Raw genomic sequence first — 26630 nt, 5'->3', positions numbered from 1 at the left:
TGTGGGTAACTCGCCCGGGCTCGCCCTGCCTCAGGCCTCGCGCACCAGGCGCATCAGCAGCAGCGCCAGGCCCGAGCAGACCAGCGTCGCCAGCACGATGGGCCACGCCGTGCCGTCGTAAAGCAGCCCCACGGGCGCCGCGATCAGCACCGCCCCCAGGGTCGAGACCGCCCCCACGACCGAGGCGGCCATTCCCGCCACATGGCCCATCCGCTGCAGCGCCAGCGCGTTCAGATTGCCGAAGGTCACCCCGGCCATGAAGAACACGCTGACCGCCCAGAAGAAGAAGGCCGGGAACCGCAGCGCCTCGGGCAGCAGGTCGCAGAAGACCAGCAGCGTCATCACCCCGGAGACCACCACCTGCATGCCATAGGCCATGCGCACGATGCGCCGCATGCCCAGCCGCACCACATAGCGCGCGTTCAGCACCGTGCCGGTGCCCGACAGCAGCGCCATGGCCGCGAACCACAGCGGAAAGGACTCGCCCTTGCCATAGGTGTCGACGAACAGCTGCTGGGCCGAACTCAGCAGCGCGAACATCTGCCCGAAGCCCAGCGTCATCACCACCGTCACCAGCTGCACCTGGCCATTGACCAGCACCTCGCGCGCCGCGCCGCCCAGGCTGCCCGGGTTCAGCGGCCGGCGCGCGGTCTCGGCCAGGGTCTCGGGGCGGCGCAGGTTCAGCCACAGGCTGCCGATCAGCGCCAGCACCACGAAGGAGCCGAAGACCCCGCGCCAGCCGACGAAATGGATCACCACCGCGCCGATCGAGGGCGCCACCGCCGGCACCAGGATGAAGATCATCATCACGAAGCTGGTGATCCGCGCCATCTCGCGGCCCTGATACAGGTCGCGCACCATCGCCAGCGCCACGATGCGCGGCGCGGCGGCGCCGAGGCCCTGCACGAAACGCGCCGCCAGCAGCATGTCGAGCGAATCGGCGAAGATCGCCGCCACGGCGGCGGCCGCGTAAAGCGCGAAGCCGGCGGTGATCACCGGCTTGCGGCCCAGCGTGTCCGAAAGCGGCCCGCTGACCAGAAGGCCCAACCCCATGCCCCCGACAAAGGCGGTCAGCACCAGCTGGGCGCGGTTGACATTGCCGGGGGTCAGGGCTGCGGCGATCTCGGGCAGCGCAGGCAGCATCGCGTCGATCGAAAAGGCGATGACGGCAAAGATCAGCGCCAGCATGGCGATGAATTCCGGCAGGGGCTGCCTGGGTATCGGTCGAGCGGCGGGATCGGGCATGGTGGCTTCCACGTCAGGGCACCCCCCGGGGCGTAACGCCGCAGGCCCGGGGGTGCAAGCCCCCGGCCCCGGACGCCCGGTTGCGCCCGCCGGCAGCCGGGCTATATCTGGCGCATGACCGCATCCCTGAACCTGATGAAACTCTGCGTCGGCTGCGACGACCCGGCCGAGCTGGCCGCCTGGCAGAAGCACCGCTTCCAGGGCGGCCCGGCGCGCCATGTCACCCGCATGTGGCCCAAGCGCGCGGCCGAGATCCTGGACGGCGGCTCGATCTACTGGGTGTTCAAGGGCGTGATGCAGGCCCGCCAGCGCATCCTGGACCTGCAGGAGGTGCAGGGCGAGGATGGCATCCGCCGTTGCGCGCTGATCCTCGATCCGGTTCTGGTGCGCGTGGCCGCCGTGCCGCGCCGTCCCTTCCAGGGCTGGCGCTACCTGCCCGGCACCGAGGCGCCGCCGGACCTCCCCGCAAGCCGCGAGGCCGAGCCGGACCTGCCGCCCGACATCGCCCGCGCCCTGGCCGACATGGGCCTGCGCTGAACCGGAATCGCGGCGTTTCGGGGAGAGTCTGGAGCGGGTGAAGGGAATCGAACCCTCGTCTTCAGCTTGGGAAGCTGCGGCTCTACCATTGAGCTACACCCGCGGGCCCGGATTGCTTACTGTCTCGCGCCCGCCGCCGCAAGGCCAATTTGCGCCGGCGGCTCTTCCTCGGCCGAAGAGCGCGGGGCCGTTTCGTCCGGCCCCGTTTGGGCCGGGACCGCCCCGCCCGGGTTCCGGCCTTTCCGACAGCCGCAGGGCGGCGGCGTCAGCCAAGCGCCCGCGCCCGCTCGCGCAGCAGGAACTTCTGGATCTTGCCGGTCGAGGTCTTGGGCAGCTCGCCGAACACCACCGCCCTCGGGGCCTTGAAATGCGCCATGTTCTGACGGCAGAAGGCGATCAGATCGGCCTCGGCCAGCGCGCGTCCCGGCTTCAGCGCGACGAAGGCGCAGGGGGTCTCGCCCCATTTTTCGTCCGGTCGGGCGACCACGGCGGCCTCCATCACGTCGGGATGCTTGTAGAGCACGTCCTCGACCTCGATCGAGGAGATGTTCTCGCCGCCCGAGATGATGATGTCCTTGGAACGGTCCTTGAGCTCAACATAGCCGTCCGGATGCATCACCCCCAGATCGCCCGAGGCGAACCAGCCGCCGCGGAAGCTCCTTTCCGTGGCCGAGGGGTTCTTCAGATAGCCCTTCATCACATTGTTGCCGCGCATGAAGATCTCGCCCATGGTCCGCCCGTCGGCGGGGACCGGCTCCAGCGTCGCGGGATCGGCGACCATCAGCCCGCCAAGCGCCTGGTTCTTCACGCCCTGGCGCGATTTCAGCCGCGCCCGCTCCTCGGCGGGGCGGGCGTCCCATTCCTCCTTCCAGGCGCAGACCACCGAGGGGCCGTAGGTCTCGGTCAGGCCGTAGACATGGGTGACCGAGATGCCCATGGCCTCCATCGCCGCGATCACTGCGGCGGGCGGCGCGGCGCCGGCGGTCATCACCCTGATCTCGTGGTCGAAGTCCTTCATCTCGTCCGGGGCGTTCGCCAGCATGTTCAGCACGATCGGCGCGCCGCAGAAATGCGTCACCTTCTCGTCGCGGATCAGCCGCCAGATCGGCTCGGCCCGGACGGCGCGCAGGCAGATGCAGACCCCGGCATTGGCGGCGATGCTCCAGGGAAAGCACCAGCCGTTGCAGTGGAACATCGGCAGCGTCCACAGGTAGCGCGCATGGTGCGGCATGCCCCAGGACACGATGTTGGCCATGGCGTTCAGCGCCGCGCCGCGATGGTGATAGACCACGCCCTTGGGATCGCCCGTCGTGCCCGAGGTATAGTTCAGCGAGATGGCGTCCCATTCGTCCTCCGGCATCTGCCAGTCGTATTCCGGATCGCCCTCGGCCAGCAGCTCGTCATAGGTCAGGCTGCCGACCCGGTATCCGCCCGCGAAGGACGGGTCGAGGATGTCGACGACCAGGATCTCGCGGCCGCGCGCGATCTTGACGGCGCGGTCGGCGAGCTCGGCGAATTCGGGATCCACCAGCAGCACCTTCGCCTCGCCATGCATCAGGATGAAGGCCACCGCCTCGGCGTCCAGCCGGGTGTTGATGGCGTTCAGCACCGCGCCGGTCATCGGCACGCTGAAATGGCTCTCGAACATCTCGGGGATGTTGGCGGCCAGGATCGCGACCGTGTCACCCTTGCCGATGCCGCGGCCGGCCAGCGCGCCGGCCACGCGGCGGCAGCGGGCATAGGTCTCGGCCCAGCTGCGGCGCACGCCCTCGTGCACCACGGCCAGCGCGTCGGGATAGACATGCGCCGTCCGCTCCAGATAGCGCAGCGGCGACAGCTGCTCGTAATTGGCCGGGCAGATGTCCAGCCCCTGGCTGTAGATGTCATAGCTGGGCATGATCGGTTCCCCCTTTTCGTCCGGCGCGGGCCCCCGCGCCACTCCGCGGGCGAGACTATGCAGTCATCCGGCGCTTTGCCATGGCTATCGGCCGCGATGCGACGATGGGGCGCGAAGCGATTTGGGGATTGATCATCCGGACCTAAACTGTTCGTTATGCTTCGTCAGCACATCTCCGGAGCACAACGATGTTCGCGCTATCGCGCCGCTTGGCGATTACCGTGATCCTCCCGCTCGCGGCGGGGCTCTGTCCCGCGGCCGCGATGGCGCAGGACCCGTCGCAGATGCCGCCCCCGCCCGTGACCGTGGTGACGCTGCACGCGCAGGACGTGGCCCTGACCACCACCCTGCCCGGCCGGGTCACCGCCTCGGCCGAGGCCGAGGTGCGGCCGCAGGTCAACGGCATCGTCACCGAGCGCCTGTTCGAGGAAGGCAGCCACGTGCAGATCGGCGCCCCGCTGTTCCGCATCGACGCGACCACCTATCAGGCGGCGGTGGCACAGGCCGAGGCCGCCGTGGCCCAGGCCCGCGCCCAGGCCGAGGCGGCGCGCCGCGAAGCCGAGCGCGTCGGCGCCCTGCGCGACCGCCGCGTCGCCAGCGAAAGCTCGACCGACAATGCCATCGCGGCGCGCGACGCCGCCGAGGCCGCGGTCAAGGTCGCCGAGGCGCAGCTGCAGACCGCCCGCATCGAGCTGGACCGCACCACGATCCGCGCCGAGCTGGACGGCGAGATCGGCCTGGCGCAGACCAGCCAGGGCGCGCTGGTGACCGCAAGCCAGCAGACGCCGCTTGCCGTGATCCGCAAGCTCGACCCGGTGCATGTGGACGTGACGCAATCGGCGGCCGAGCTCATCCGCTTTCGCCGCGAGATGGCGGCGCAGGACGCCGCGGGCCAGCCGGACCGCAAGGTGACGCTGCGCCTGGCCGACGGCACCGAATTCGACCAGGAGGGGACACTGACCGCCGCCGAGCCCTATGTGAACGAGACGACCGGCGTGGTGACGCTGCGGCTGTCCTTCGCCAATCCCGACCGCACCCTGCTGCCGGGCATGTATGTGCAGGCGGTGGTGCAGCAGGCGACGGCGCGCAACGTGGTGCTGGCCCCGCAAGAGGGCGTCACCCGCGACCGGCGCGGCCAGCCCATCGCGCTGGTGGTCAATGCCGAGAACGTGGTCGAAAGCCGCGCGCTGACCATCCTGCAGGATCTGGGCAACAAATGGGTGGTCAGCGACGGGCTGGCCGACGGCGACCGCATCGTCGTCGAGGGCCTGCAGAAGATCGGCCCCGGCATGACCGTCGCCCCCGAAGAACGCCAGGCCGGCGCAGAGGCCCCCGCAGAAGGCGCCGCAGCAGAGGGTGAATCCGCCGCGGACGCGGACGCGGCCCCAGAGGCAGGGGCCGAGCCGGGCGCAGAAGGCGCCGATGCGCCGCCGGCGGCGCAAGCCGGGGATGCGGGACAGGCCGCCGCGCAACCGGAAGCCGAGTCCGCGGCCCAGCCGCCGGCCTCCGGGACCGAAGCCGAATCCGCGGCCGCCGCGCCGGGCGAACAGGCCGAAACCGGGCAGCCGGCGGACTGACCCCGAACGCCGCGAGGGAACAGCACAGGAACAGCACATGGCCCGCTTCTTCATCGACCGTCCGGTCTTTGCCTGGGTGATCTCGATCCTCATCATGGGGCTCGGGCTCCTGTCGATCGCGTCCCTGCCGGTGGCGCAATATCCGCAGATCGCGCCGCCCTCGGTCACCATCCGCGCCACCTATCCGGGCGCCTCGGCCGACACGGTGGCCAATACCGTCACCCAGATCATCGAGCAGCAGATGACCGGGCTGGACGGGCTGCGCTATTTCTCGTCCAGCTCGACCTCGGCCGGGACCTCGACCACGACTCTGACCTTCGAGACCGGCACCGATCCCGACATCGCCCAGGTGCAGGTGCAGAACAAGCTGGCCCAGGCCACCGCGCTTCTGCCCGAGCCGGTGCAGCGCCAGGGCATCACGGTCGAGAAATCCGCCTCGGGCTTCCTGATGGTCATCGGCCTGACCTCGACCGACAACCGCTACGAGCAGGTGGACCTGGCCGACTATCTGATCTCGAACCTCGTGAACGACCTTTCGCGGGTCGAAGGCGTGGGCTCGGTGCAGGTCTTCGGCGCGCAATACGCCATGCGCATCTGGCTCGATCCCTCGAAGCTCGCCGCCTACGAGCTGACGCCCTCGGACGTGGTGGCGGCGGTCTCGTCCGAGAACGCGCAGATCTCGGCCGGCTCCTTCGGCAGCCAGCCGGCGCCGCAGGGGCAGATGCTGAACGCCACCATCACCGCGCAATCGCTGCTGTCCACGCCCGAGGATTTCGAGCAGATCGTGCTGCGCGCCGAACAGGACGGCGGGCTGATCCTGCTCAAGGACGTGGCCCGGGTCGAGATCGGCGCCGAGGACTACATGACCAATGCCCGCTACAACGGCCAGCCGGCCTCGGGCCTGGCGATCAGCCTGGCCTCGGGGGCGAACGCGCTGGACACGGCGGAGCGGGTCAAGGACCGGATGGAGGAATTCGCCCGCTTCTTCCCCGAGGGCATGGATTACGTGATCCCCTTCGACACCACCCCCTTCGTGCTGATCTCGATCGAAGAGGTGGTCAAGACGCTGATCGAGGCCATCGTGCTGGTGTTCTTCGTCATGCTGCTGTTCCTGCAGAACTGGCGCGCGACGCTGATCCCGACGCTGGCGGTGCCGGTGGTGCTGCTGGGCACCTTCGGCGTGCTGGCGGCGCTTGGCTTCACCATCAACACGCTGACCATGCTGGCCATGGTGCTGGCCATCGGCCTGCTGGTGGACGACGCCATCGTCGTGGTCGAGAACGTCGAGCGCATCATGGAGGAGGAAGGGCTGGAGCCGCGCGAGGCGACGCGCAAGTCCATGGGCCAGATCACCGGCGCGCTGATCGGCATCGCGCTGGTGCTTTCGGCGGTCTTCGTGCCGATGGCCTTCTTCGGCGGCTCGACCGGGGTGATCTACAAGCAGTTCGCCATCACCATCGCCTCGGCCATGGGCCTGTCGGTGCTGGTGGCGCTGACGCTGACGCCGGCGCTCTGCGCCACGCTGCTGAAGAACGAGCACGGCCACAAGACCCGCGGCTTCTTCGGCCTGTTCAACCGCGGCTTCGACCGCACCATGCAGGGCTATGGCAATTCGGTGAACTGGCTGATCCGCCGGCCGCTGCGGATGATGCTGATCTATCTGTGCATCGGCGCGGCCATGGTCTTCCTGTTCCTGCGCACCCCCACCGGCTTCCTGCCCGACGAGGACCAGGGCATCATGTTCGTGCTGGTGCAGGGCCCGACCGGCGCCACGACCGAGCGCACCGATGCGGTGATCGACCAGATCCAGCAGTATTTCGCGGCAAACGAATCCGAGAACGTCGAGTCCTTCTTCGGCGTCTCGGGCTTCAGCTTCGCCGGATCGGGCCAGAACATGGGCATCGCCTTCCTGCGGCTCAAGGACTGGGACGAGCGGCCGCGCGCCGACCAGTCGGTGCAGGCCATCGCCGGGCGCGCCTTCCCGGCGCTGATGGGCATCCGCGACGCCATGGTCTTTCCCATCGTGCCGCCCTCGGTGATCGAGCTGGGCAACGTCTCGGGCTTCGACTTCTACCTGCAGGCCCGCGCCGGGCAGGCGCATGAGCAATTGCTGGACGCCCGCAACCAGTTGCTGGGCATGTCCGGTCAGGACGACCGCATCGCCTCGGCGCGTCCCAACGGGCTGGAGGATGCGGCGCAATACAATCTCGACGTCGACTGGCGCAAGGCGGGCGCGATGGGGGTCTCGGCCACCGATGTGGGCAGCCTGCTCTCGGTCGCCTGGGCGGGGCGCTACGTGAACGACTTCATCGACCGCGGTCGCATCAAGCGCGTCTATGTGCAGGGCGAATCCGAATCCCGCGCCGTGCCGACCGATATCGACAAGTGGCGGGTGCGGAACAGTTCGGGCGGGCTGGTGCCCTTCTCGAACTTCGCCGAGGGACGCTGGAGCTACGGGCCGCAGGGCCTGGACCGCTATAACGGCGTGCCGGCCATGCAGATCCAGGGCAGCCCGGCGCCGGGCGTCTCCTCCGGCCAGGCCATGGCGGCGGTCGAAGAACTGGCGGCGCAGCTGCCGGCGGGCTTCGCCGTGGCCTGGACCGGGCTCTCGCTCGAGGAGCAGCAGGCCGGCAACCAGACCATGCTGCTCTATGGCCTGTCGCTGGCGGTGGTGTTCCTGTGCCTGGCGGCGCTTTACGAAAGCTGGTCGATCCCCTTCGCGGTCATGCTGGCCATGCCCATCGGCGTGCTGGGCGCGCTGGTCGGGGCCTGGCTGGGCGGCTTCGACAACGGCGTGTTCTTCCAGGTCGGCCTGCTGACGGTGATCGGCCTGACCGGCAAGAACGCCATCCTGATCGTCGAATTCGCCCGCGAACAGGCCGAGATGGGCAAGCCGCTTTATGCCGCGGTGGTCGAGGCGGCGCGGCAGCGGTTCCGGCCGATCATCATGACCTCGGTCGCCTTCTCGCTGGGCGTGCTGCCGCTGGTGCTGTCGACGGGCGCCGGCGCAAACGGCCGCAACACCATCGGCGCCACGGTGCTGGGCGGCACGGTCGCGGCCACGGTGCTGGGGGTGCTGTTCGTGCCGCTGTTCTTCGTGCTGGTGCGGCGCGCGCTCGGCCGGCCCGAGGCGCCCGAGCCCGCCGGCTCGCGCGCCTGAACCGGAAGGGGGCGGGATGCCGCGCCCCGCCCCTTTCGCATGGCGCATCGCGCCCGCTTGCCCCGCCCCCATCCGCGTCCTAGTCTTTCCCCGAGGGGCCGCCGCGGCGGCAGGGAGGATCATGGACGCAACCGGCCATATCGCGGCTGTGGGGGACGCGCCGGCCCGACGCGGGCGCGGCGTGGCGCTGCGGTCGCTGGCGCTTGGCGGCTCGGCGCTGGCCTGGCTTGCCATGGTCGCCATCGTCGCCTCGGTGCTGATCCTGAACGCCCGCGGCTCGGTCCGGGACGAGACCGGATCGGCCTTCCGGCTGGCCAATGCCTTCGCCACCCTGCACCTGCCCACCGCCTTCGAGCGGCGCGACATGATGGCCGAGGCCGCCCGCATCGCCGCCGAGATCGAGGCGCAGCGCCACCTGTCCGCCGAGCTGCGCGATGCCGGGGGCCGGCCGGTCGCGCTGGCCCTGCCGCCGCGCCTGCCGCCCGAGCGGGTGCCGGAATGGTTCGCGGGGCTGATCCGCCCCGAGCCGCTGCGCGAGATGATCGCCGTCGCGCAATATCCCAACGTGCTGGGCGTGCTGGAGATCCGCACCGACCCGCAGGACGAGATCGCCGAGGCCTGGGAGAATTCCCGGCTGATCCTGCCGCTGCTGGCGGCGACGGCGCTGGCGGCGATCGGCGTGACCATGGCCATCACCGCGCTGGTGCTGCGCCGGCTCGGCCTGCTGGGCGCGGCGCTCGACCGGATGCGGGCGGGCGATCTGGACCACCCCGCGCCGCAGACCGGGCTGGCAGAGCTGGCGGTGCTGACCGACGGCGTGAACGCGCTGGCCGCGCATCTGGCCGAGGAACGGGCCCGCAACCGCCAGCTGCAGGGCCGGATGCTGACCCTGGCCGAGGCCGAGCGCGCCCGCATCGCCAGCGACCTGCATGACGGCATCGGCCCGCAGCTTTTCGCGCTGCAGGCGGCGGCGGGCCAGGCCGGCCGCGCCGCCGGGGCCGCGCGCGACCCGGCGCTGGCCGAAGCGCTTTCCGCCGTCGCCCGCCACGCGCAGGCGATCCGGCAAAGCGCCCGCGCCGCCATCGACGACCTGCGCCTGGCCCCGGCCGAGGACACAAGCCTGCCCGAGATGCTGCAGGAATTGCTGGTCGAGTTCGCCGAGATCGCGCCCGATACCGCCATCGCGCTGGACTGCCCGCCCGATCTGCCCGAGCCGGGCGAGGCCGGACGGATCGCACTTTACCGCTTCGTGCGGGAAAGCGTGCTCAACGCGTTGCGCCATGCCGCGCCCGGCGCGATCCGGATCCGGCTTGCATGCAAGGACGGGGGCATCGCCGCCCGGATCGGCGACGATGGCGGCGGCCCCGCCGCCGCGGGCCGCCCCGGGCTGGGCCAGACCGGGATGCGCGACCGCGCCAGCGCGCTTGGCGGGCGCTACCTGCCGCCCCGGCGCGAAGGGGGCTGGACCCTCACCGAATTCCACCTGCCCTGCCCGCCCGACCAAGGAACAGCCCGATGACCGCCACCGCCCCCTGCTTGACCCCGCCGCTGCGCGTGCTGATCGTGGACGACCACCCGGTGGTGGCGGAAGGCTGGGAATGGATCACCCGCGGCCGGCTGGATTGCGAGGTGATCGCCGCCGCCACGCCCTCGCAGGGCTGGCGGGCCTGGCGACGCCAGGCGCCGGACGTGATCGTCGTGGACCTGACCATGGGCGAGACCAGGCTGGCCGGGCTGCGGCTGATCGAGCGTCTGCGCGCCGCCGGGGCCAGCCAGCCGATCCTGGTCTTCACCATGCATCGCAGCCCGATCATCGCGCGGCGGGCGCTGCAGGCCGGCTGCAACGGCATCACCATGAAGGACTCGCCCTCGGAGGAGATCTGCGAGGCGCTGCGCGCGGTGGCGGGCGGCGGCGACTACGTCCCGGCCGATCTCGCGCGCCGCATCGCCCTGCTGGAGCGGCCCGGCGCCGCGCCGCCGCGCCCGCGCCTGACCCCGCGCGAGCTCGACATCCTGCGCGCCATCGCCGAGGGGCTCAGCTATCGAGAGATCGCCGAGCGGGCGAATATCAGCTACAAGACGGTGTCGAACGTCAGCCAGACGCTGAAGGACAAGCTGTCGGCGCAAAGCTTCGCCGATCTGGTCGTCAAGGCGATCCGCCATCTGGAGGAGACCCGCGACGGGATCTGAGCCATGCCACGTTCCTTGCCCCGCCACCCCGTCGCCCGGCCGCTGATCGGCACCCGCATCCGCGAGCGCCGGCTGTCGCTCGGCCGGCGCCAGACCGAGGTGGCGCGGCGGGCCGAAATCTCGGCCGCCTATCTGAACCTCATCGAGCACAACCGCCGCCCGGTCGGAGAAGAGCTGCTGTCGCGGCTGGCCGAGGCGCTGGAGATCGACGCGACCGAACTGGCCTCGGACCGCGAGGAGGCGCTGATCGGCGCGCTGCGCGAGGCGGCGGCGCGCGCCGCCGAACAGCCCGGCGCCCCGGTCGAGCTGGACCAGATCGCCGAATTCGCCGCCCGGTTTCCCGGCTGGGCCTCGGCCCTGGCCGGGACGACGCGCCGCGCCGACGCGCTGGAGCGGCGGCTGGTCGCGCTGTCGGACCGCATGACCCGCGACCCCTATCTGCTGGCGACGCTGCACGAGGTGCAATCGGCGGTGACGGCGCTGCGCTCGACCGCCTCGATCCTGGCCGAGACGCCCGAGATCGAGCCGGAATGGCGCGACCGCTTCCACGCCAACCTGGACACGGACAGCCAGCGCCTGTCGCGAACGGCGCAGTCGCTGGTCGCCTATCTCGACAGTTTCGAGGACGAGGCGGTGCCGATGTCGCCGCAGGAGGAGGTCGAGGCTTGGATCGCCGCCGGCCAACCCGAGCCCGGCGAGGCGGCGGAGCTCGTCTCGGACGCGGCGCGGGTCATCGCGCAGGAGCTCTTGACGGCACAGGCGCGCGACCGCGCCGCCCTGCCCGACGCGGCGCTGGCGGCGGTGGTGGACGAGGCGGGCGAGGCGGCCTGCGACCCGGCGCTGGTCGCCGCGCGGCTGGGCCGGCCGCTGGATCTGGTGCTGCGCCGGCTGGGCATGCTGCGCCCCGGCCCCTGGGCGCAGGCCGGGCTGATCGTCTGCGACGGTTCGGGCGCGCCGCTGTTCCGCCAGGCCGCGCCGGGCTTCGAACTGCCGCGCCCGGGCGAGGGCTGCGCGCTCTGGCCGCTGTTCGAGGCGCTGGCCCAGCCGCAGCTGCCGGTGGCCCGGCTGATCGAGACCACGAACGGCAACCGTTTCGCCGCCTGGGCCGTGGCCGAACGCCTGCTGCCGATGGGCTTCGACGGCCCGGCGCTCAGCCGCGCGCAGATGCTGGTCCGCCCCGCCGCCAGCCGCGACCCCCGCCCGGCGCTGGGGGTGGGGCCGGCCTGCCGGATCTGCCCGCGCCCGGCCTGCGCGGCCCGGCACGAGCCCTCGATCCTGGGGCCGGTCTGATTTTGACAACGCCCCCGCCCCCCGCCATGATCGCCGCAAAGCTTCAGGAGTGCCGCCCGTGACCGCAACCGTCGATGTGCTGCTGATCGAGGACGAACCCAGCATTGCCGAAGCGGTCCGCTTCATCCTGTCGCGCGAGGGCTGGCGATGCGAGCAATGGCCCGAAGGCAACGGCGCCCTTCAGCGCATCCGCGCCCTGGCGCCGCGGCTGGTGATCCTGGACCTGATGCTGCCCGGCCGCAGCGGCGCCGAGGTGCTGGCCGATCTGCGCGCCGATCCCGGGCTGGCGGCGCTGCCGGTGCTGCTGCTGACGGCGCGCGGCATCGCCAACCTGCCCGAGGGTGCCGACCGCATCCTGGCCAAGCCCTTCGCCAATGCCGATCTGCGCGCCGCCGTGCGCGAGCTGCTCGGCCCGGAATGAGAGCGCGGATGCGCCGCCTGTTCCTGGGCCGGGACGCCTATCGCAAGCGGCGGCTGGGCGATGCCACCCGCGTCCTGCCGGTGCTGTTCGCGCTGCTGGCCGTGCTGCCGCCGATGTGGCTGCCGCAATATTTCAGCTATGCCCGCGGTGCGGTCTGGCTGGCCGCCAGCTGGGCGCTGACCATCGCCGTCACCGCCGCGCTGCATGGCGCGATCGGGGGCGGAGGGGCGGAGGACGAGGATGACGCCTGAAACCCTCGGCGCCGCCTCGGTCGCCTATGTCGCGCTGATGTTCCTTCTGGCCCATGCCGCCGACCGCGCCGCCGCGGCCGGCCGCTGGCGCTGGATGAACCGCCCGGCGATCTATACGCTGTCGCTGTCGGTCTATTGCTCGGCCTGGACCTTCTACGGCGCCGTGGGCTACGCCACCCGCTCGGGTCTGGAATTCCTGACCATCTACCTGGGCCCCGGCATCGTCTTCGCCGGCGCCTGGTGGGGCCTGCGGCGGCTGGTCCGCGTGGCGCGGCTGCATCGCGTGACCTCGATCGCCGACCTGATCTCCAGCCGGTTCGGCAAATCCGCCGGGCTGGCGGCGCTGGTGACGCTGATCGGGGTGCTGGCCTCGACCCCCTATATCGCGCTGCAGCTGCAGTCGGTCTCGATGGCGCTCTCGGCCTTTGCCGTGCCGGGCCATCCGCTGCCCGGCAACGTCGCGCTGTGGGTGGCGCTGGGGCTGGCCGCCTTCGCCATCCTGTTCGGCACCCGCCACCTGGCCGCCAACGAGCGCCATCACGGCGTCATCATGGCCATCGCGGTCGAGGCGGTGGTCAAGCTCGCCGCCTTCGTCGCGGTCGGGGCCTATGTGCTCTGGGGCATCGCCGACGGGCCTGCCGACGTGCTGGCGCGCATCGACCGCATGGCGGTCTCGGCCGGGGGAGAGGGCTGGCTGATCCGGCCCGACCGCTGGTTCGCGCTGATCATGCTTTCGGGCGCGGCGGTCATGGTGCTGCCGCGCATGTTCCACGTCCTGGTGGTCGAGGCCAGCGACGAGGACCGGCTGCGCCAGGCCGGCTGGGCCTTTCCCGCCTATCTGGCCGCCATGTCCTTTCTGGTGCTGCCCATCGCGGTGGTCGGCGCGGACCTGCTGCCCCGGGGCTCGAATCCCGATCTCTACGTGCTGGCCCTGCCCCTGTCGCAGGGGCGCGACACCTTGGCGGCGCTGGTGTTCCTGGGCGGCTTTTCCTCGGCCATGTCCATGGTGGTGGTCAGCGCCATCGCGCTGTCGACGATGATGGCGAACCATTGGCTGGTGCCGCTGTGGCTGTGGCTGCGCCAGGCGGCGCTGTCCGAGCCGGCCGCGGCGCGCGAGGATCTGGGCGCGCTGATGCTGAACGCGCGGCGGCTGGCCATCGTCTCGGTGATCGGCGCCGGCTGGCTCTATCACCGCAGCACCGGCGGCACCACGGCGCTGGCGGCGATGGGCACGGTCGCCTTCTCGGGCATGGCGCAGGTGCTGCCGGCCATGGTGGCGGGGCTGATCTGGCGCGGCGCCACCCGGCGCGGCGCCATCGCCGGCATCCTCGCCGGGGCGCTGATCTGGGGGCGGATGATCTTCCTGCCCTCGCTGGGGCTGGCCGCGCCGCCGGCGATGCCGGCCGGGATCGACCCTTTCGCCGGGGCGGTGCTGCTGGCGCTGGCGGTCAACCTTCTGCTCATGACCATGATTTCGCTGATGGACTTCCCCGATCCGACCGAGCGGCTGCAGGCGCTGTCCTTCGTCCATGCCATCGCGCCCGACGCCTCGGCCAGCGAGGCCGGCGCCGCCGTGCAGGCCGAGGCGCTGCTGACGCTGGCCGGGCGGATCTGGGGCAACGAACATGCGCTCGACGTGTTCCGCCGGGCGGCCGAGGACCAGGGGAAATCCGGCTATCTTCCCGACCTGACCCCGCGCTTCCTCGCCGATTACGAACGCCATCTGGCCGGCACGGTCGGCGCGGCGACGGCCTCGGCCCTGATGACCCGCGTGGGCGGGCGCGGCGGCGTCACCGTGGCCGAACTCATGGAGGTCGCGGACGAGGCGAGCCGGGCGCGCGAGGACAACCGCCGCTTGGAGCAGACCTCGTCAGAACTGGCAAGAACCGCCGCCATGCTGCGGGAAAGCAACGAAAAACTGACCGCGCTGTCCGAGCAGAAGGATGCGTTCCTCGGCCAGATCAGCCATGAGCTTCGCACGCCGATGACCTCGATCCGCGCCTTTTCCGAGATCCTGATGGAGCCGGACCTGCCGGCCGAGGATCGCGCCCGCTTCGCCGGCATCATCCAGGACGAGGCCGGGCGCATGACCCGGCTGCTGGACGATCTGCTGGACATCTCGGTGCTGGAATCCGGCCGCGCGCAGCTCAAGCCCGGCGTCGCCAACCTGCACGACCTGATCGAGCGGGCGCTGGCCGCGGCCGGGGCGAATGCCGCGGGGCGCGATTTCGCCATCCGCCGCAACCCCCTGGCCGAGCATCTGCCGGTCATCACCGACCCGGACCGGCTGTTGCAGGTGCTGATCAACGTCATCGCGAATGCGCGGAAATATTGCGACGCCGCAGAGCCGGCCATCCGCATCGACGCCCGCCGCACGGCGAGCGGCGGGACCGAGATCGACATTCACGACAACGGATCGGGCATCGGCCCGGAAGACCGGGCGCTGATCTTCGAGAAATTCGCCCGGCTGGACGATCCGTCGCGCGCCGGAGGCGCCGGGCTGGGCCTGGCGATCTGCAAGGAAATCATGGGCTTCCTGGGCGGTTCGATCAGCTATCTGCCGGGCCAGGGCGGCGCCTGTTTCCGCATCGCCCTGCCGCCGCGACCGCCGCGCCGGGCGGAAAATCCGGAAAATGCCGCGGGTTAAACCTTTCCGCAACCAGTCCGTGCCATCCTGCGCCAAAGGCAGTATCGATTCGGTCGGGTATGGAAAGCGCAGCAACGGAACAGGCGGGCGGCCCGGAACATGCCGGGACGGGACGGAACGGACCCGCGACGGCGGCATCCGGCCGGGTCCTGCGCCGCTGGATCGCGGAACGGGAAAGAATGCGCGACGTCCCGGCCGGGCAGCCGCAGGCCAGCGCCGGATTCCGGCTGGAACGTGCCGCCGCCACCGCCCTCGCCCGCGCGGCCGAGAAACAGGCACGCCTGCCGGTCTTTGTCGAAAGGATCGAACTGGCGCGCATGACCCTCTCCGAATTGCCCGAGCTTTTGCCGGAACGCGCCCTGCTTGCGGTGGTGCAGGGGCGCGGCGACGCCCTGGGCGTGGTCGCCATCTGCCCCGGCCTGCTGGCATCGCTGATCGAGATGCAGGCCATCGGCCGCGTGACGTCGCGCCCGGCGCCGCCGCGAAAGCCCACGCGGACCGATGCGACGATCTCGGCCGATTTCGTGAATGCGCTGTTGGCCGAACTGGCCCGGGAATGCGCGGCGCGGGACGGCTGCCCCGATTTCGGCGCCTTTCGCTATGCCACCTATATGGACGACCCGCGCCCGCTGGCGCTGATGCTGGAGGATGGCGAGATGACGCGCCTGACCTTCCGGTTCCGCATCGGTCCCGGCGGGCAGCGCGACGGCACGGTGACCATCGCCCTGCCGGCCGAAGCGGGAATGCTGGCGGGGCCGCCGCCCTCTTCCGGGATGGACCCGATACAGCCGCCGGAGCGGGCCGCCGGGCCGCATCCCGCCAAGGCGTCGCTGGCCGAGGCGGTGCAGGCCGCGCCGATCCGGCTGGCCGGCATCCTCTGCCGCCGCAGGCTCAGCCTGCACCAGCTGCGCGGCCTGACGCCCGGATCGCTGCTGCCCCTGCCGCAGAACGTGCTGGACGAGGCCAGGGTGGAAACGGTTCGGGGCCAATTGCTCGCCCGCGGGCGGCTGGGGGAAAAGGACGGCTTCCACGCCATCCGGCTGCGCGATATCGGCAGCGGGCCGGCGGCCGCCGCGCCCTCCGGGACGCCCGGCGAGGCGGGCTTCGCCTCGCCGCCCGCCGGCCCGCTGCCGATCTTGCCGATCCTGCCGGACCAGGCCGAACCGCCGCTCGCCGATCTTGGCCATCCGGATGCCTTTCGCGCGCTGGATCCTTCCGCGCCGGCGGCCAGGGCGGGCTGAATGTCCTGCCTTGCCCACGCGCGGACCGTCGCAATCCCGCAACTTTTCCACGATATTAACCGCCGCAATGCGCCATCAAGCCGCAGAAACCCCGGCCAAGTCCAGATTCCCCTTGAAAAACGCCCCGTCTGGACGCATGTAGCTTGCGCCCGCTGCAGCGCGGGTCACCCCTACAGGAGAGAACATGGCCAAGGAAGAAATGCTCGAATTTCCCGGCGTCGTGAAGGAACTCCTGCCGAATGCGACATTCCGGGTCGAGCTAGAAAACGGCCATGAGATCATCGCACATATGGCAGGAAAGATGCGCAAGAACCGCATCCGCGTCCTCGCCGGCGACAAGGTTCAGGTGGAAATGAACACCTACGACCTCACGAAGGGGCGGATCAATTACCGCTTCAAGTAAGACCGCCGGCAATCCGGACCGCGACCCGACGGCGCCGGATGTCATGCCGGATGCGACAGGACGCCCCGCATCCCTGGCGGCAGAGAGGGAGAGGGTGCCGGCCTTGGTCCTCGGCTCGGCCAGTCCGCGCCGGCTTGAGCTGCTGGCCCAGATCGGCATCGTGCCCGACCGCATCCTGCCGGCCGAAATCGACGAAACCCCGCTGCGCGGCGAAAGCCCGCGCGACTATGCCCGGCGCATGGCACGCGAAAAGGCAGCGGCCCTGGCCGGCCGCGCCGAGGGGGCGATTCTCTGCGCCGACACGGTGGTGGTCGCGGGCCGCAGAATCCTGGACAAGCCCGCCGATGCGGCCGAGGCGCGGCGGCACCTGCGGCTGCTCTCCGGGCGTCGGCACCGGGTGCTGACCGCGGTCGCGCTGGCCCATGGCAGCCGGCTGCGCGAGCGCCTGGTGGAAACCGTCATCCGCTTCCGCCCGCTGACCACCACACAGATCGAACATTACATCGCCACCGGCGAATGGCAGGGCAAGGCGGGCGCCTATGCCATCCAGGGCCATGCCTCGGCCTTCGCGGCCTGGATGCAGGGCTCTTACAGCGGGGTGGTCGGCCTGCCGCTGGCCGAAACCGCAGCCCTGCTCGAGGCGGTGGGAATTCGGGGGAAACCGGTATGAGGGGACGCCAGATCGTCCTGGGGCAGCTGTCTGGCCGCGCTGCTGCGGCGCTGATGCAGGACGGCAGGCTTGAGGATCTGATCATCGATCCGGCCGGCGCCACGCCCCTGGCACCGGGCGCGATCTGCCGCGCGCGGGTCGACCGGCTGGTCAAGGGACAGGGCGGCGTCTTCCTGCGCCTGCCCGAAGGCGCGCGCGGCTTCCTGCGCGACCGCGGCGGGCTGCGCGAGGGGCAGACCCTGCTCGTGCAGGTCAGCGGCAGCGCCGAGGAGGGCAAGGCGGTGCCGGTTTCCGCCCGGCTGAACTTCCGCGGCCGGCATGTCATCGTGACGCCCGGCGCGCCCGGCGTGAACGTCTCGCGCCGGATTCGCGACGATGCGCTGCGCGACCTGCTGGTGCGGCTGGGCGAAGCCGCGCTGGCCGGCCGGAGCGATCCGCCCGGCATCGTCTTCCGCAGCATTGCGGCCACCGCCCCGGACGACGAGATCGCCGCCGAGCTGGGGCAGATTCTGGACCTGGCGCAGGCGATCCTGGCGGATCGCGAAGGCGGGCCGGAACTTCTGCTCGACGCGCCCGAACCTGCCGACCAGGCCTGGCAGGACTGGGCCGATCCGCCGCCGGACAGCATCGAGGACGGCGCCGATGCCTTCGAGGCGACCGGCGCGGAGGCGGCGGTGCAGCAGATGCTGCAGCCGCGGGTCGAACTGGGCGGCGGCGCCTGGGCCGAGATCGAGGCGCTGCGCGCGCTGGTGGCCGTCGACGTCAATACCGGCAGCGACCATTCGCCGGCGGCGGGGCTCAAGGCCAATATCGCCCTGGCCCGCGATCTGCCGCGCCAGTTGCGGCTGCGCGGCCTGGGCGGCCAGATCGTGGTGGATTTCGCCCCGATGCCCAAGCGCGACCGCGGCACGCTGGAACAGACCCTGCGCGCCGCCTTCCGCTCGGAATCGGCCGAAACGGTGCTGATCGGCTGGACGGCGATGGGGCTTTACGAGATCAGCCGCAAGCGTGACCGCATGCCGCTGGCGCGGCTGCTGACGGCGGAGGACCGGCGATGAAATGCCCGATCTGCGGAAAACCCGCTTCGGATCGCTACCGGCCGTTTTGCTCGCGCCGCTGCGCGGATGTCGACCTGGCACGCTGGTTTCGCGGCGATTACCGCATTCCCGGCGAGCCGGTTCCCGAGAGTGACGGGGAAGAGTGAAAATTTCATTTTTGGCTCTGGACACCGGCCCGGAGCTGCCATAACAACGCGCCAGTCCGAAGCAAGATGCTCCGGCGCCCGGATAGCTCAGTTGGTAGAGCAGCGGATTGAAAATCCGCGTGTCGGTGGTTCGAATCCGCCTCCGGGCACCATTTTTCCCTAGAGAAAACAGGTGGTTGCCAGGTCCTCCTTGGCATGCGCACTGGACCCGTCCCGGTCGGGGACACTTTGGGGACACTGACCCCTTCCGCACATGATCTAGCTGCTACTAGCCCCTCTTCGCTGGGCCACGGCTTGCCGTGGCGAGAGAATAGATTCCTCGAAAAAAGCTGTTGACCTTTTCCGGGCTCCGAATCATTATCCGGCCCATGACCTACTCGCTGATCATACGCTCGATATCCTGACCCCGCTCCGGCGGCACGGATGACGTGCGTATCGAAATCAGCTCTGAAGATAGCGCCCCTTTTTGATTGGCTATCATCAGAAGGAAGGTCTCAGCCTATGTCGTGGAATCCTCATGCGGCCGCCGCTCTGGTGGCATTTCCGGACGTCTTTGCTTCCCCCTCCGCGTATGGCTTCGGTATCGATTTTGCCGACCCAATCACCGGTAAACACCTGCTCTATGCAGCGGACTTCCTGGACGGCGGTGTCCAAAACGCATGCATCCCGCCCCTGACGATCACGTCCGCCCGCGAAGTTGGCGGCTCCCTTGAGTTGACGATCCGCCTTGCGGTGCCGATCACGATCGACGTCCCCGCGGCGGAATAATTGCCAAACTTTCTCCGGGAGCCAGCACCGGTGTGCGGCTGGGGTTTATACCCCCGGGTGCGCCAGATCAGCGTAGACGGGCCGGTTCGACTCCGGCGGCTCCTACCAAAAAAATGAGCAAAATCAATGGAAAATCGTTTTAACGGGCTGCCCGAGTGGGCGCTCCGCGTCGGCGGTCGCATTCTTTTCGGGGAGCATCCGGCCTACGCGACGATGGAGCGGCTGGAGGTTGAGTTTGCGCCAAACAATATCCGCCGCATCTCCGCGGCGATGGCGGATCTACGACTCGAACTGCACCACGCCCACGCCCGACAGATCGCGCTCATCCAGAGCGACGGCCAATGCATGGACTACGCTCAGCAGCTCGTCCGCTGGACTGCACTCGAGACCGCCGCCGCCGCAGAGGCGGAGTATCATCGTATCTGCCGCGGACTCCGCGACGACGGCATCGATCCGCGCGTTCTCGCCGCGGAATGCCGGCGCACCGTCCTCGTGCAACTGTCTAGGAACGGGATCTTCGCGGACGATGGGCAGCCCCTGCCGGGCACAGAGGAGGCGCGCGCTCGGGCACTGACGTCAGCTCATGTCGCAGCGTATTACGATCATGACAAGCCGCAAGACCAGGCGCTGAGCAATCTATTGCAATCGCGCGCATCGGAAAAAGAAAAGGAGAAACAGGAACAGGCGGCAAAGGACGACGGTCTGCTGAGCTGGCTCGACGACGAGCATTTCGGAAAAACTATCTCTGACGAGCCCGGCCTCGGCGAGGTAATTCCTGGCGATATTCCGACCGTTCGCATTTACAAGGCGACGCAAAAATTCTCGCGCGTCGATGATGCTCGAAAACAAACATCTGACGATCTCGAAAAGAAATTGGAGTTGCGCGGCGTTGCAACGGAAAGCGAAGCTACAGAGGCAATTTCAATTGCCTATGAGGAGCACCCCTGGTTTGCGGAACCGCTGGATTATATTTGGAAGCGCCGCCAGGACGCAATCGAAGATGGACGGCCCTGGTTTCAAATCCCGCCGATCCTGATTTGGGGTCCGCCCGGTTGCGGCAAAACACATTTCCTTTCTAGGCTCGCTGAACTGAGCGGCGTTGAATATCGCCGCCTCGATTTTTCAAGCGTCGAGGGCGGCATGTCGATCGCGGGGACCGACGCACGCTGGAGCAACTCGCGGCCCGGCGCGATTGTCGAAACTATCGCCCAGACCGGCTGCGCCAACCCGCTGTTTTTCATCGATGAAATCGAAAAGGCGAAAAAGAATAGCGGGGCGTCGGACCCGCATCATGCGCTTCTTCCGCTGCTCCAGCGCGACACCGCACGGACTTTTTTTGATCAATCGCTTGGTGCCCAGGTCGATCTGTCTTTCGTGAGCTACGCATTTGCGGCGAATGAAATCTGGCAAATCCCCGCCCCGCTGCTTGATCGCGTTCGAGTTTTTGAGGTCCGTTATCCGCGAGGGAAACATCTGCGCGATTTGATCGAAAAGCGGCTGATCAAATGCGGCGCATCGGAAGAGGTGATCGATAAAGTCCATGCCGAAATCGAGGCCGGGCGGCATACGTTGCGCGTTCTGGATCGTGTTGAAATGAGGCTGCGCGAGGTAATGCGCCAGCCCGTGCTTAATTAAAGGAGAGCTCGCAAATGGCGAAAGTTTTTCGCTTTTCCGCCGAATGGCTCATCCGCATTGCAATCGCGGCTGTCGCAGCCTGGTGGGCGTATGAATCCACCGCCCCGTTCTGGGACGACTTTATGCGAGTGATGGACGGTGCATCTCCCCAGCATCCGTTCCGGAACTGGCCGCTGCTGCTGGATGCCCTGAAATGGCTGGCGTCCCAGACGATCGCCGTGAGCATCGGAGCGATCGCCCTAGGGCATCCTGCCCTGTCGGTGCTATACCTGATCGCGGGCAGCCTGCTGATCCAGCTGCCGCTCCTTCTCGTGACCGCGATTTTCTGCGCCGGGATCCTGGGTCTGCTTATGCTCTTCGGTAACGTCGGCCTTCTGCTGCTCGTGATCGCTACCGCGGCGAGCGTGGCGGTGCTCTACGGCACGATTTTCATCGCCATCGGACTTTTTTATGATGCGGAATGGTGAGCGCAATTGTCCCACACAGGTTACACTAACCGGCTTAATGTCCCCCATAAGGGACATCAGCCCCGCGAAAGCGGGGCTTTGTCATTCCTGGGCGATGGTCAGCGCATCATGGCACTGCCGCCATCCGCTCATAGCCTCCGCCCGGCTGGCCGCCAGATCTCGATACGTCGCACCCTCGACAAGCCGCGCCCGACCATCTGGATCCGGGCATGTGATTTCAATCCGCGGCAGCGGCCCTTCCTCAACCTCACCACCCCCACACCCCGCCAGAGCCAGCAGCGCCACCGCCAAAAACTTCCACCCCATCCCACTTCCTTTTTTCAAAGAATCCTGGCCCGAGAGGGCCATCTCAAAGCCGGCCCGCGCCGGCTCTGGAAATCTCAACGCGCCCTCGGGGCGCTCTCATCTATCGAGCAGCTCACCCGGAAGCGGCTGATCGAGGCACGCATCAGCGGCCGCCCTGATCCGGTCCAGGGTATCCGAATACTCCGCCGCCGCGGCCTCCCTGGACGCGATCAGAGCCTCAGCCTGAATCCGGATCCGCTCCGCACCGGCAGCGGCCGACGAGGCCCGGGCCTCAGCCGCGGCCAGCCCGGCGGCCAGCGCCGCATTGTCCGCGCGCAGTGTCATTACGTAGACCGCCGCCGCCGCGATCAGAGCGGCCAGGAGGACCGACCCGGAAAGGCCGCGATTGATCCAAAGCCAGTTGATCATTGATCCGGACTCCGGGTTCGCCCCTGGACGAAGGCCCGGTAATCCAGATGCCCGGTGCCGGAGTAGACGCCCAGCAGGCCCGCGATCAGCATGCACATCGACGGCACCACGACCGCGGCCTCGCCGGTGTATATCGACAGCAAAATCGAACCCCAGGCCGCACCCGTATTCAGGGACACGAGCCGCTTAGTAAACGTCCGCTTGCCTGCATCCGTCTTATTTTCCTGCCCTTTCTGCATCCGGATCACCCCTTTACGCCGAGTAGTTTCCGGATCATGCCGAAAATCGACGGTTTATTGACCGCGCTTTTCGAGCCGAAAGCCGCGGCGGGCTGGGCCGGATTCCTGGTTGCGGAGGCTGCTCGGATAAAGTGGTCGCGGGCCTCAGGATACCAGTCTGGGACGGAGAACCCGGGGCACGCTTTGGCGGCATATTGATTGTGCCCGCTGATCTTCGCGATCTTCGCGCGCTTCTTGATGCTCTCGATCAGCTGAACGAGCGCGTCTTCTTGGGCGACGGTGTAATGCTCGTGAAAATCGTCTGCGGCGCTGGAGCCGTGCCCGCCAATCAGGCAGATGCCGATCGAGCCCGTGTTGTGGCCCGCGACATGCGCGCCCGGCGTGCCCTCGGGACGCCCTGGCGCGACCTTGCCATCGCGATCGATGATCCAGTGATACCCGATATCAGACCACCCGTTATCGCGGACGTGCCAGCGCCGGATCTCCGTCACTTTTGCGGCCAGCGGCTTGCCGGCCATCCAGCCCGGCCTGGTCGCGGCGCAGTGTATGATGATCTCGTCGACCGCCGTTTTGCCATGCATGAGCATCGAGCACCCTCTCTATATACGCGCGCGCCTACGTGTGCGCGCACGCGCGCGAGGGGCGGCAGGATCTGGATGGGGCCAGAGTAGCGCCTGACGAATCATCGAGACGCGGCCAGCGGAAGGGCTGAGCGACGCCAGAGAGAGTTCTCCGGATTTTAGTTCTCGCTCTGTTCCGTTTGGCCGCGCAGCCTCGTCTGCCGACCCGTGCCAGTGCCTAAAAAGCAGGCATCATCTCAGCCATCACGCGCATGTTACTGATTTTTCTACATAAAGTATTTCGCAAACCACATTTTTCATTATAGGGTGAGGATGGGTCGGTGTATTCTGATTCTATCAAAGGCGATCTGGTCGCCGCGCGATAGACGAGACCGACACCATGCACACTACCATCGACTTTTTTGATTTGCTGCTCGACGCGGACGCTGTCAGCGATGTGCCGGCTCGCGTCTACGATCGCATGATGCGCGACATCCAGATCCTCGCGGATCGCCTGGGCGCGTCGTCTGACGCCCGGCGCCTGGTCGCGTGGCTCGACGGTGATCGCCAGCGCTACGGCGATCTGATCGATGTCGCGCTGTCTACCGCCGAGACCGCATCGCTGACCAGCTTCCGCCGCCCCGGCGAGCTGTGGCGGATGGAGATCGTCGAGGAGCACACCGCTGCTGGCTGCGCGCTGACAGCGGCGATGCATCATCTCCGCGCCCTGCTGCTCGCCAGGCCATATCTGCAGTCATCGATTTATCGCGCAAATATCCCCGCTGATCTCAAGCGCGCCCTCGCGATCCTCGTCCTGTCCCTTGACGCAGCCCCGGCGCACATCCAGCCCGCCCTCGCGATCACGGCCGGGCTCGGCCGCACCGGCGATCCGGTGGGTGACGCACAGCTGGCCGCGGAGGAGCTTTTCGCGGCTCACGAGTGGCCGCCGCTGCCCGATCTGGGCCCCAGCAAAGAATCTAGCGGAGAACCGCACCCGCCGCCGGCTGAGCTTTTCGCGCTCAGCTAACCCCAACCCCCAGCCTCAACCAAACCCACAATCACCCGGCGCATGATCGCGACCGGGGCCGAAGGAAGCATGCCATGACTACCCAGGACCTCAATTTCGACGACGCCACGCCCGTCAAAACCGCGACCGCCGTCCCCGTGGACATTATCGCGCAGCAGCGCGCCGCCGGCATGCCGTCGGCGCTCCTCTCGATGCAGGTCGACCCGGTCGCCATCGCCGCCGGTCAGGTCAGGCCGCAGCGCTATCTTGACGGCATGGTGATCGCGGAGGGCACTACGAATCTCATCGGTTTCGACGGCGGCGCGGGTAAATCGACGTCGATCCGCCACGCCGGCATCAAAGCGGCCGCAACCGGACTTTTCGATATGCTCGGGGAGCGTCAGCACGATAAGCCGCTCCGCGTTGCCCTGCTTTTTGGCGAGGAGACGGGCGAGCAGATCAGTCAGTCGATCATGTCCATTCCTGGCGCTTATGAGCATTATATGACCGCTATCAAAACGGGCCGGCTTTTGATTGTCTCTATGCTCGACTATATGGAGCGGGCGGAGCGCCCTGAGTCTATTTTCGACAAAGAGGGCAGGCTGACGCCGACGGGCGTCACGATTCTCCAGGATCTGGCCGACTTCCGGCCCGATCTCGTTGTCTTTGACACGTTGGGCTCGATGTCTGACAGCGAGTATTTGGACAGTCTGTCGCCGCGGAATACGCTCAACATCTTGAATGGGTTCTGCGCCCGGAACAGGTGCACCGCAATCGCCTACTTGCATCTCACGAAAGACGCGGGCGGCAAATTCGGACCGGAATCAAGCCCGGGCGAGCTGCTGGCGCTGTCGCGCGGCTCGGCGCAGCTGAAAAACGTCACGAGGTCCCTTATTGTCGCGACCAGGGCGCCGGCCGGGATGTATCCGGGCATTCAGGTCGCAGCCGGCGATGAGGTCTGGATCGGCACGACCAAATGCAATCTTCAGAATGCGAAATACAATAACCAGTTTTTCCCCATCGTCCGCGATAGCGCGCGCATGATCATGACCGCCTACGGCGCCGGCAAGGCCCTGGCGGATGAAGCCGATCTGGCGAGCAAGGCTGCGTTCAAAACGCTCTGCGACTATCTCCCGCACCTGATCCGCGCCGCGTCAGAGGCGTGCAAACCGTTCCCTGTGTCGAAGCGGAACCGGTTCTCTTTGCAGACGATGCTGACCGGCCCGATGTCTGGTATTTTTGGGGATCTTCGGCTCAGTGACGGACTTATCACGAGCGCGCTCGAGGCTCTTCTGCGCGTCGGCAAAATCGTCGAATGCAGCGACACGCGGGCCGCGGGCGCGATGGTCTACTGTGTGCCTGGCGGCAATTTCGCGGATCCGGCGGGCTATCGTGCGCTGACCGGGGAGGAGCTGAAGATCCGGAAGGGGGACTATCCGGTGGACGAGCTGCGCGATCGCATGCACGAGCTCCACGATGCCGCGCAGCGGGGCGAGCCGATACAGACTGCAGGTGCTGCGGCGGACGACGACACGCCGTTCTGATCGTCGCACGGTCCCGAAGCCAGCCCGCCCCGCCCCTGCCTGGCCGGGGCGGGTATCAGATTTTTCGGATGATGTCCGCGAACGTGGTCCCGCCCGCCGCGGCGCGCCACATCGCGATCTCGTAGACCGCCACTTTCCGCGCCCTGCTGACGCCGAGCGAGTGGATCCAGGGACGCCGCATCTCGATGTTGGTCACGTCGTGCGAGATCTGCCGTCCGAGCATTTCGTGATCCTCGATCGCGGTCGACCATTTGCCGCTGCCGGCGCTCATGTTTGCGTCGACATACGGCCAGCCGGACCATCCCGTCGTTATCAGCGGGCCGGGGATCGAGATGTCCACGCCAACGTCCATATCTGTCGGGGCTTCGACGATCAGCCGGCCGGACAGGTGGATCGCGCCATCCGGCGGCAGGGTAGACGCGCACAGCTCATCTACATGATCTCGCAGAGATACGTCCGGACTCGGCATCGGCATGATCGATATAGATGCGCCACTGGCCCCGCCGTCTCCGGGGTCGACGAAGGCCGAGGCCGGGATCAGGGCGACTGGATGCTGCATAAGCGACCAGGTGCCCCCGTCCGCCAGCACCTGCAACGGGCGCATCGAGTTGAGCTCGACTGTCGATCGCTGGACGCCGGCCGCCTCAAGGGCCCGGATGGTCTGTGTTGGGACGGCACGCTTCGGGACGTATTCCGGAACGGTCGATGCGATCTTCGGTGCCTGGCTTTCGGCGCTGTATCGCACCGATCCGGATTGCCGCACCGGATCCGGTGCGATTTTCACGCCGGACAGCCGCCGGCGGACCTGCTTTATCCGCTCGATCTCGAGGCGCTGCATTGCGCTGCCAAGCGCGTTGATCGTCATTTCTCGTCGCTTTTCACGGGATTCAGACCCCAGCCCGCCTTTGATGACGATCTTTTCCCTGGCCGCTCGGGCCAGGATTTTTTTCTCGTCCGTGCTCAT

25 protein-coding genes and 3 tRNA genes are annotated in these 26630 nt (G+C 68.3%); 21 read left to right on the top strand and 7 right to left on the bottom strand.

The annotated features are described in order from the left end of the window. Nucleotides 1-30: 30 nt before the first annotated feature. Complete coding sequence (locus LOS78_RS12940; protein ID WP_230378495.1) at nt 31-1245, bottom strand: multidrug effflux MFS transporter; 1215 nt, start codon at nt 1243-1245, stop codon at nt 31-33. Between the two features lie 114 nt (nt 1246-1359). Here LOS78_RS12940 and LOS78_RS12935 point away from each other — a divergent pair, with 114 nt between their 5' ends. Next, a complete protein-coding gene (locus tag LOS78_RS12935; RefSeq protein ID WP_028712120.1) occupies nt 1360-1782 on the top strand; it encodes a DUF1489 family protein in 423 nt (140 codons plus the stop codon). A 29-nt stretch (nt 1783-1811) separates the two neighbouring features. Here the strand turns inward: LOS78_RS12935 and LOS78_RS12930 are convergent. Then, nucleotides 1812-1885 (bottom strand) — tRNA-Gly (locus tag LOS78_RS12930). A gap of 162 nt (nt 1886-2047) precedes the next feature. Beyond that, entirely contained in the window at nt 2048-3679 is a 1632-nt protein-coding gene (locus tag LOS78_RS12925) for an acyl-CoA synthetase (protein ID WP_230378494.1), read from the bottom strand. A 188-nt stretch (nt 3680-3867) separates the two neighbouring features. Between LOS78_RS12925 and LOS78_RS12920 the strand changes: the two genes are divergently transcribed. The 18 genes from LOS78_RS12920 (at nt 3868) to LOS78_RS12835 (ending at nt 21603) form a co-directional block, all read left to right on the top strand. After that, nucleotides 3868-5256 carry an efflux RND transporter periplasmic adaptor subunit gene (locus LOS78_RS12920; RefSeq protein ID WP_371824723.1) on the top strand — a complete coding sequence of 463 codons (1389 nt, stop codon included), beginning with the start codon at nt 3868-3870 and terminating at the stop codon, nt 5254-5256. Between the two features lie 37 nt (nt 5257-5293). After that, nucleotides 5294-8416: an efflux RND transporter permease subunit gene (locus tag LOS78_RS12915; protein WP_230378493.1), complete on the top strand. Its 3123-nt coding sequence runs from the start codon at nt 5294-5296 to the stop codon at nt 8414-8416. Nucleotides 8417-8537: 121 nt separating this feature from the next. Then, complete coding sequence (locus LOS78_RS12910; protein ID WP_230378492.1) at nt 8538-9935, top strand: LapD/MoxY N-terminal periplasmic domain-containing protein; 1398 nt, start codon at nt 8538-8540, stop codon at nt 9933-9935. Further along, nucleotides 9932-10606, top strand: coding sequence for a response regulator transcription factor (locus tag LOS78_RS12905; protein ID WP_230378491.1), 675 nt, complete (start codon nt 9932-9934; stop codon nt 10604-10606). Before LOS78_RS12910 ends, LOS78_RS12905 begins: the two co-directional genes overlap by 4 nt. A 3-nt stretch (nt 10607-10609) precedes the next feature. Then, nucleotides 10610-11896, top strand: a complete 1287-nt coding sequence (locus LOS78_RS12900; RefSeq protein ID WP_230378490.1) for a helix-turn-helix transcriptional regulator — start codon at nt 10610-10612, stop codon at nt 11894-11896. Between the two features lie 58 nt (nt 11897-11954). After that, the gene (locus tag LOS78_RS12895) at nt 11955-12317 is read left to right on the top strand and encodes a response regulator transcription factor (RefSeq protein ID WP_028712126.1); all 363 of its coding nucleotides are present in this window, start codon (nt 11955-11957) and stop codon (nt 12315-12317) included. A gap of 8 nt (nt 12318-12325) precedes the next feature. Next, nucleotides 12326-12568 (top strand): hypothetical protein, encoded by a 243-nt coding sequence (locus LOS78_RS12890; RefSeq protein WP_036698152.1) that lies wholly within the window; start codon nt 12326-12328, stop codon nt 12566-12568. Beyond that, the gene (locus LOS78_RS12885; RefSeq protein ID WP_230378489.1) at nt 12558-15215 is read left to right on the top strand and encodes an ATP-binding protein; all 2658 of its coding nucleotides are present in this window, start codon (nt 12558-12560) and stop codon (nt 15213-15215) included. Before LOS78_RS12890 ends, LOS78_RS12885 begins: the two co-directional genes overlap by 11 nt. Before the next feature lie 179 nt (nt 15216-15394). Beyond that, nucleotides 15395-16456: a FliM/FliN family flagellar motor switch protein gene (locus LOS78_RS12880; protein WP_230378488.1), complete on the top strand. Its 1062-nt coding sequence runs from the start codon at nt 15395-15397 to the stop codon at nt 16454-16456. Between the two features lie 184 nt (nt 16457-16640). Further along, complete coding sequence (gene infA / locus LOS78_RS12875) at nt 16641-16859, top strand: translation initiation factor IF-1 (protein WP_010397442.1); 219 nt, start codon at nt 16641-16643, stop codon at nt 16857-16859. A gap of 43 nt (nt 16860-16902) precedes the next feature. Beyond that, the gene (locus tag LOS78_RS12870) at nt 16903-17529 is read left to right on the top strand and encodes a nucleoside triphosphate pyrophosphatase (RefSeq protein ID WP_230378487.1); all 627 of its coding nucleotides are present in this window, start codon (nt 16903-16905) and stop codon (nt 17527-17529) included. Further along, nucleotides 17526-18587: a ribonuclease E/G gene (locus LOS78_RS12865; RefSeq protein WP_230378486.1), complete on the top strand. Its 1062-nt coding sequence runs from the start codon at nt 17526-17528 to the stop codon at nt 18585-18587. Before LOS78_RS12870 ends, LOS78_RS12865 begins: the two co-directional genes overlap by 4 nt. After that, a complete protein-coding gene (locus tag LOS78_RS12860) occupies nt 18584-18733 on the top strand; it encodes a DNA gyrase inhibitor YacG (RefSeq protein ID WP_084637785.1) in 150 nt (49 codons plus the stop codon). Before LOS78_RS12865 ends, LOS78_RS12860 begins: the two co-directional genes overlap by 4 nt. Nucleotides 18734-18809: 76 nt before the next feature. After that, nucleotides 18810-18885: transfer RNA gene (locus LOS78_RS12855), tRNA-Phe, on the top strand. A gap of 349 nt (nt 18886-19234) precedes the next feature. Beyond that, nucleotides 19235-19501 (top strand): hypothetical protein, encoded by a 267-nt coding sequence (locus LOS78_RS12850; protein ID WP_230378485.1) that lies wholly within the window; start codon nt 19235-19237, stop codon nt 19499-19501. A gap of 16 nt (nt 19502-19517) precedes the next feature. Beyond that, nucleotides 19518-19609, top strand: a tRNA-Ile gene (locus LOS78_RS12845). A gap of 18 nt (nt 19610-19627) precedes the next feature. Then, nucleotides 19628-21136, top strand: a complete 1509-nt coding sequence (locus LOS78_RS12840) for an AAA family ATPase (protein ID WP_230378484.1) — start codon at nt 19628-19630, stop codon at nt 21134-21136. A 14-nt stretch (nt 21137-21150) separates the two neighbouring features. Continuing rightward, on the top strand, nt 21151-21603 hold the full coding sequence (locus LOS78_RS12835; protein WP_230378483.1) for a hypothetical protein: 453 nt from the start codon (nt 21151-21153) through the stop codon (nt 21601-21603). A gap of 402 nt (nt 21604-22005) precedes the next feature. Here LOS78_RS12835 and LOS78_RS12830 read toward each other — a convergent pair whose 3' ends face one another. Genes LOS78_RS12830 through LOS78_RS12820 form a run of 3 tightly spaced genes read right to left on the bottom strand, consistent with a single transcriptional unit; the run spans nt 22006 to nt 23143 of the window. Further along, nucleotides 22006-22317, bottom strand: a complete 312-nt coding sequence (locus tag LOS78_RS12830) for a hypothetical protein (protein WP_230378482.1) — start codon at nt 22315-22317, stop codon at nt 22006-22008. Next, nucleotides 22314-22556: a hypothetical protein gene (locus tag LOS78_RS12825; protein ID WP_230378481.1), complete on the bottom strand. Its 243-nt coding sequence runs from the start codon at nt 22554-22556 to the stop codon at nt 22314-22316. The genes LOS78_RS12830 and LOS78_RS12825 overlap by 4 nt, the downstream gene beginning before the upstream one ends. A gap of 5 nt (nt 22557-22561) precedes the next feature. Continuing rightward, nucleotides 22562-23143 (bottom strand): N-acetylmuramoyl-L-alanine amidase, encoded by a 582-nt coding sequence (locus tag LOS78_RS12820; RefSeq protein WP_230378480.1) that lies wholly within the window; start codon nt 23141-23143, stop codon nt 22562-22564. 373 nt (nt 23144-23516) lie between these two features. On the opposite strand from LOS78_RS12820, the gene LOS78_RS12815 reads away from it, so the two are divergent. Continuing rightward, nucleotides 23517-24143 carry a hypothetical protein gene (locus LOS78_RS12815; protein ID WP_230378479.1) on the top strand — a complete coding sequence of 209 codons (627 nt, stop codon included), beginning with the start codon at nt 23517-23519 and terminating at the stop codon, nt 24141-24143. A gap of 74 nt (nt 24144-24217) precedes the next feature. Then, entirely contained in the window at nt 24218-25666 is a 1449-nt protein-coding gene (locus LOS78_RS12810; RefSeq protein ID WP_230378478.1) for an AAA family ATPase, read from the top strand. Between the two features lie 55 nt (nt 25667-25721). Here LOS78_RS12810 and LOS78_RS12805 read toward each other — a convergent pair whose 3' ends face one another. Further along, entirely contained in the window at nt 25722-26630 is a 909-nt protein-coding gene (locus tag LOS78_RS12805; protein WP_230378477.1) for a hypothetical protein, read from the bottom strand.

Source organism: Paracoccus sp. MA, assembly GCF_020990385.1.
Classification (GTDB): domain Bacteria; phylum Pseudomonadota; class Alphaproteobacteria; order Rhodobacterales; family Rhodobacteraceae; genus Paracoccus.
Note: the sequence above shows the minus strand (reverse complement) of the source record. Positions and strands in the feature narration are given on the sequence as shown.

What these genes read in the sequence shown, in the direction of transcription:
- LOS78_RS12940 (WP_230378495.1), bottom strand. Translation starts at nt 1,245, where the DNA reads ATGCCCGATCCCGCCGCTCGACCGATACCCAGGCAGCCCCTGCCGGAA.
- LOS78_RS12935 (WP_028712120.1), top strand. Translation starts at nt 1,360, where the DNA reads ATGACCGCATCCCTGAACCTGATGAAACTCTGCGTCGGCTGCGACGAC.
- LOS78_RS12925 (WP_230378494.1), bottom strand. Translation starts at nt 3,679, where the DNA reads ATGCCCAGCTATGACATCTACAGCCAGGGGCTGGACATCTGCCCGGCC.
- LOS78_RS12920 (WP_371824723.1), top strand. Translation starts at nt 3,868, where the DNA reads ATGTTCGCGCTATCGCGCCGCTTGGCGATTACCGTGATCCTCCCGCTC.
- LOS78_RS12915 (WP_230378493.1), top strand. Translation starts at nt 5,294, where the DNA reads ATGGCCCGCTTCTTCATCGACCGTCCGGTCTTTGCCTGGGTGATCTCG.
- LOS78_RS12910 (WP_230378492.1), top strand. Translation starts at nt 8,538, where the DNA reads ATGGACGCAACCGGCCATATCGCGGCTGTGGGGGACGCGCCGGCCCGA.
- LOS78_RS12905 (WP_230378491.1), top strand. Translation starts at nt 9,932, where the DNA reads ATGACCGCCACCGCCCCCTGCTTGACCCCGCCGCTGCGCGTGCTGATC.
- LOS78_RS12900 (WP_230378490.1), top strand. Translation starts at nt 10,610, where the DNA reads ATGCCACGTTCCTTGCCCCGCCACCCCGTCGCCCGGCCGCTGATCGGC.
- LOS78_RS12890 (WP_036698152.1), top strand. Translation starts at nt 12,326, where the DNA reads ATGCGCCGCCTGTTCCTGGGCCGGGACGCCTATCGCAAGCGGCGGCTG.
- LOS78_RS12885 (WP_230378489.1), top strand. Translation starts at nt 12,558, where the DNA reads ATGACGCCTGAAACCCTCGGCGCCGCCTCGGTCGCCTATGTCGCGCTG.
- LOS78_RS12880 (WP_230378488.1), top strand. Translation starts at nt 15,395, where the DNA reads ATGCGCGACGTCCCGGCCGGGCAGCCGCAGGCCAGCGCCGGATTCCGG.
- infA (WP_010397442.1), top strand. Translation starts at nt 16,641, where the DNA reads ATGGCCAAGGAAGAAATGCTCGAATTTCCCGGCGTCGTGAAGGAACTC.
- LOS78_RS12870 (WP_230378487.1), top strand. Translation starts at nt 16,903, where the DNA reads ATGCCGGATGCGACAGGACGCCCCGCATCCCTGGCGGCAGAGAGGGAG.
- LOS78_RS12865 (WP_230378486.1), top strand. Translation starts at nt 17,526, where the DNA reads ATGAGGGGACGCCAGATCGTCCTGGGGCAGCTGTCTGGCCGCGCTGCT.
- LOS78_RS12860 (WP_084637785.1), top strand. Translation starts at nt 18,584, where the DNA reads ATGAAATGCCCGATCTGCGGAAAACCCGCTTCGGATCGCTACCGGCCG.
- LOS78_RS12850 (WP_230378485.1), top strand. Translation starts at nt 19,235, where the DNA reads ATGTCGTGGAATCCTCATGCGGCCGCCGCTCTGGTGGCATTTCCGGAC.
- LOS78_RS12840 (WP_230378484.1), top strand. Translation starts at nt 19,628, where the DNA reads ATGGAAAATCGTTTTAACGGGCTGCCCGAGTGGGCGCTCCGCGTCGGC.
- LOS78_RS12835 (WP_230378483.1), top strand. Translation starts at nt 21,151, where the DNA reads ATGGCGAAAGTTTTTCGCTTTTCCGCCGAATGGCTCATCCGCATTGCA.
- LOS78_RS12830 (WP_230378482.1), bottom strand. Translation starts at nt 22,317, where the DNA reads ATGATCAACTGGCTTTGGATCAATCGCGGCCTTTCCGGGTCGGTCCTC.
- LOS78_RS12825 (WP_230378481.1), bottom strand. Translation starts at nt 22,556, where the DNA reads ATGCAGAAAGGGCAGGAAAATAAGACGGATGCAGGCAAGCGGACGTTT.
- LOS78_RS12820 (WP_230378480.1), bottom strand. Translation starts at nt 23,143, where the DNA reads ATGCTCATGCATGGCAAAACGGCGGTCGACGAGATCATCATACACTGC.
- LOS78_RS12815 (WP_230378479.1), top strand. Translation starts at nt 23,517, where the DNA reads ATGCACACTACCATCGACTTTTTTGATTTGCTGCTCGACGCGGACGCT.
- LOS78_RS12810 (WP_230378478.1), top strand. Translation starts at nt 24,218, where the DNA reads ATGACTACCCAGGACCTCAATTTCGACGACGCCACGCCCGTCAAAACC.
- LOS78_RS12805 (WP_230378477.1), bottom strand. Translation starts at nt 26,630, where the DNA reads ATGAGCACGGACGAGAAAAAAATCCTGGCCCGAGCGGCCAGGGAAAAG.